Raw genomic sequence first — 4,266 nt, 5'->3', positions numbered from 1 at the left:
GACGTTAAGGTGCGGGATGGGGATCGCTCGGCTCGTCTGTCGGCTGGTACCCGCAGATATCATGTTGACGGTCCCTCCACCCTGGCTCCTACATACCTCGTAGGAGCCGGGAGGAACATACAAGCCCATGCTCGGCTGCCTTGCGCGTGGAAAGGAGCAGCCGAGCATGGGCTCGGCTCTACAGAAGCGCGTCGAGAGCGCTTAGAGCGCTTCCAGCTGCTTGCGCAGCGCGGCCAGCTGCGCGCGCAGGGTGTCGTTCTCGCGGGTCAGCGCGACCACGCGACGGCGCAGGGCCGGTGCATCCTCGCCCAGCTGTTCCAGTGCCGACAGAACCTCGGCATCGCGGCTGGCCACCTCGTCCTCGCTGGGTTCTTCGAAATCCATCTCGGCTGGTTCAGGCTTCGGTGCGCGCGGCTTGCGCTTGGACTCGCGCACGCGCTTGGCGGCCTGCTTCAGCTCGTCCTTGCCACCGGCGGCGGCGGCGCGCTGCTCGTCTTCCGGCAGGTCGGCCACGGCCGCAGCGGCGCTGATCGAGATCACGCCGGCCTTCACCGCTTCCACCACCTCGGCCGCGGCCTGGGCGTGGATGCGCTCGATCATGCCGACCTGGCTTGTGCTCAGCTTGGCCTCGCGGGCCAGCTCGGCGCGGCTGATCTTCGGCGCCGGTTCCCACGGCGGGCTGTCCTCACCCGCGTCTACGACGACGTCGGCGGTGCCGTCGCTCTCGCGCTGCAGCTGGGCCTGCTCGACCTGCTTGCGGGCGGCCAGGATGTCGCGCTTGCGCAGCGCCAGCACACCGCGCTGGAAATCGGACACGCTGCGGCGGCCCAGGTGCTGCTCGATCATCCACAGGTGCACGTCTTCCATGCTCTGGAAGCGGGTGTTCTGCACGGTGTTGAAGGGCAGTCCGTGCTTCTGGCAGATGCCGAAACGGTTGTGGCCATCGACCAGCACATCACCCCACAGCACCAGCGCATCGCGGCAGCCTTCGGCCAGGATGCTGCGCTCCAGCGCGTCATGTTCGTCCGCGGTCAGCGGGTCGATATAGGCCTTGAGTTCTTCTTTGACGACGATATCCATGGGCACGGCAGCGAGCAGGAGCGGAACCGCCCATTGTACCCGCTCGCCACCGCCGGCCCGGGCTCAGGCGGTGGCCCGGATCATCTCGCCCAGGGTGCCGGTGATCTGGTCGATCTGTGCCTTGTCCACGATCAGTGGCGGCGACAGCGCGATGATGTCGCCGGTGCAGCGCACCAGCAACCGGCCGTCATGGAAGCAGCGCCGGAACACCTCGTAGCCACGGCTGCCGGGAGCATCGCGGCGCGGTGCCAGCTCGACCGCGCCGACCAGCCCGAAGTTGCGGATGTCGATCACGTTGGGCAGGCCCTGCAGCGCATGCAGCCGTTCCTGCCAGTACTCGCCCAGCTCGATGGCGCGCTCGAACAGGCGCTCCTCGGCGTAGACGTCCAGCGTCGCCAGCGCTGCGGCGCAGGCCAGCGGGTGGCCGGAATGGGTATAGCCATGGAACAGCTCGATGGCCTGCGGCGGTGCCTGCATCAGCGTGGTATGCACGGCGTCGCTGGCCAGCACGCCACCCAGAGGCACCGCGCCGTTGCTGACCGCCTTGGCAAAGGTCAGCAGGTCCGGGGTGACCCCGAAGCGTTGCGCGGCGAACGGCATGCCAACCCGGCCGAAGCCGGTGATGACCTCATCGAACACCAGCAGGATGCCGTGGTGGTCGCACAGCTCGCGCAGGCGCTGCAGGTAGCCGGGTGCGGGCAGGATCACCCCGGCGGAGCCGGCGATGGGCTCGACGAAGACGGCGGCAATGGTGGAGGCGTCGTGCAGCGTGATCAGTCTTTCCAGGTCGTCGGCCAGTTCCGCGCCCTGGCGCGGCAGGCCTTTGCTGAACGCATTGCGCGGCAGGTCCAGGGTGTGGCGCAGGTAGTCCACGCCACCCAGTTGCAGGCCGAACGCCCTGCGGTTGTTGGGCAGCCCCCCCAGTGCCATGCCGCCGAAACCGACGCCGTGATAGGCCTTCTCGCGGCTGATGAAGCGCGTGCGCTGGCCCTCGCCACGCTGGCGGTGGTAGGCCAGCACGATCTTCATCGCGGTATCCACCGCCTCGGAGCCGGAGCTGGTGAAGAACACGTGGTTGAGCGGGCCCGGCGCCAGTGCAGCCAGCCGCTGCGCCAGCGCGAAGGCCGGCGGCGAGCCCATCTGGAAGGCCGGCGAATAGTCGAGGGTGCGTGCCTGCTCGACGATAGCCTCGACAATGCGTGGGCGGGCATGGCCGGCGTTGCAGCACCACAGGCCGGCAGTGCCATCGAGGATCTGGCGGCCGTCGACATCCTCATAGTGCATGCCTTCGGCGCGTACCAGCATGCGCGGCGCGGCCTTGTACTGGCGGTTGGCGGTGAACGGCATCCAGTACGCGTCCAGTGACTCGGGGCGCTGGGTGGCCAGGTCGTGCAGGTCGCTTTCGGGACGCTTCATGCCAGCTCCGTCGGGTCCGATGCGACGAATGTAGCGCAGCCGCGTCACGGCGGAGTCGCGGCGGTCCCGGTATAACCAAGGCTCGTTGAATGTTGGAGCTTCCCATGGCTGATTTCCCCGACCGTAGCCATTGGCAGGCGCTGGCCCTCCAGCTGTCGATGCCGGGCCAGGCCTTCATCGACGGCCGCTATGTCGATGCCGCCAGTGGCGCCCGCTTCGACTGCATCAGCCCGATCGACGGTCGCGTGCTGGTTGCGGTTGCCGACTGCGACGCGCAGGATGTCGAGCGCGCGGTCCTGGCCGCGCGACGCAGCTTCGAGGCGGGCCACTGGTCGCAGGCCACTCCGGCCCATCGCAAGCGCGTGCTGCTGGCGCTGGCGGCATTGGTGGACGCGCACGCCGATGAACTGGCCCTGCTGGAAACCCTGGACATGGGCAAGCCGGTGCGTGACGCGCGCCGTATCGACCTGCCCGGCGTGGTGCGCTGCCTGCGCTGGACCGCTGAAGCGGTGGACAAGCTGTACGGCGAGGTCGCGCCCACCGGCCCGCATGAACTGGGGCTGGTCACGCGCGAGCCCGCTGGCGTAGTGGCGGCCATCGTGCCGTGGAACTTCCCGCTGTTGATGGCGTGCTGGAAGATCGCACCGGCCTTGGCCATGGGCAACTCGGTGGTGCTCAAGCCTTCCGAGCGGTCACCGCTGAGTGCGCTGCGGCTGGCCGCACTGGCCGCCGAGGCGGGCCTGCCGGAGGGCGTACTGAACGTGTTGCCCGGCCACGGTGCGCGCGTCGGTGAACCGTTGGCCCTGCACATGGATGTGGACGTGCTGGCCTTCACCGGTTCCAGTGCCACCGGCGCGAAGCTGCTGGAGCATTCCGGGCGATCCAACCTCAAGCGGGTCTGGCTGGAATGCGGTGGCAAGAGCCCGCATGTGGTGTTCGCCGACGCCCCCGATCTGGACGTCGTCGCCAAGGCGGTGGCACAGGGCATCTTCTTCAACCAGGGCGAAGTCTGTACTGCCGGCTCCCGGCTGCTGGTCCAGCGCTCGATCCGCGAGGATTTCGTGCATCAGGTGATCGCCCATGGCCAGCACATGCAGCCGCAGCATCCGCTGGAGGCCGATGCACCGATGGGCGCGCTGGTGGATGCCGCGCATCTGCACAAGGTGATGGACGATATCGCACGCGCAGAAGGCGAGGGCGCGCGGCTGCTGCTGGGTGGGCGACGGGCCGAGGTCGAGGCCGGCGGCAGCTATGTGCAGCCGACAGTGTTCGACCAGGTGCGCCCGGAGCAGGCCTTGGCGCGTGAGGAAGTATTCGGGCCGGTGCTGGCCGTACTCGGCTTCGACGACGAGGCCGAAGCGGTGCGCCTGGCCAATGACAGTCGCTACGGCCTGGCCGCGGGCCTGTGGACGCGTGATCTCAGCCGCGCCCATCGGGTCGCGCGGCAGTTGCGCGCGGGTAGTGTCTGGGTGAACGGCTGGGATGGTGGCGACATGACCGCCCCGTTTGGTGGTTACAAGCAGTCCGGCAATGGGCGGGACAAGTCACTGCATGCGTTCGACAAGTACAGCGAGATCAAGGCTACCTGGATCCAGTTGTAACGACGCGATTGCTGGACGGCTGTTCGCTCTTTGTAGAGTCGAGATCCTATGTTCGTGGTCAAGCCTGCTGGAAGCAGGCTTGACCGACCTTCAGCATGGCCGGATCGAAGTCTCGGCCGCTTTTGAACACGCCCCAGGCGATCCTGGCCAGCTTCCTTGCCAGAATGTT

The 4,266-nt window shown here is 67.8% G+C and carries 3 protein-coding genes and 1 pseudogene; 1 reads left to right on the top strand and 3 read right to left on the bottom strand.

What is annotated here, in order from left to right; genetic code table 11:
* Positions 1 to 201: 201 nt before the first annotated feature.
* A complete protein-coding gene (locus AC5P6E_RS21190; protein WP_010486183.1) occupies positions 202 to 1,080 on the bottom strand; it encodes a ParB N-terminal domain-containing protein in 879 nt (292 codons plus the stop codon).
* Between the two features lie 63 nt (positions 1,081 to 1,143).
* Positions 1,144 to 2,496, bottom strand: coding sequence for an omega-aminotransferase AptA (aptA, locus tag AC5P6E_RS21185; protein ID WP_010486182.1), 1,353 nt, complete (start codon positions 2,494 to 2,496; stop codon positions 1,144 to 1,146).
* 104 nt (positions 2,497 to 2,600) lie between these two features.
* On the opposite strand from aptA, the gene AC5P6E_RS21180 reads away from it, so the two are divergent.
* Positions 2,601 to 4,097 (top strand): aldehyde dehydrogenase, encoded by a 1,497-nt coding sequence (locus AC5P6E_RS21180; protein ID WP_313269390.1) that lies wholly within the window; start codon positions 2,601 to 2,603, stop codon positions 4,095 to 4,097.
* A 58-nt stretch (positions 4,098 to 4,155) separates the two neighbouring features.
* Here AC5P6E_RS21180 and AC5P6E_RS21175 read toward each other — a convergent pair.
* Positions 4,156 to 4,266 (bottom strand): annotated as a pseudogene (locus AC5P6E_RS21175) (IS110 family transposase); the annotation flags it as partial.

It is taken from the genome of Stenotrophomonas sp. YJH_SMC_16 (assembly GCF_059367875.1).
Note: the sequence above shows the minus strand (reverse complement) of the source record. Positions and strands in the feature narration are given on the sequence as shown.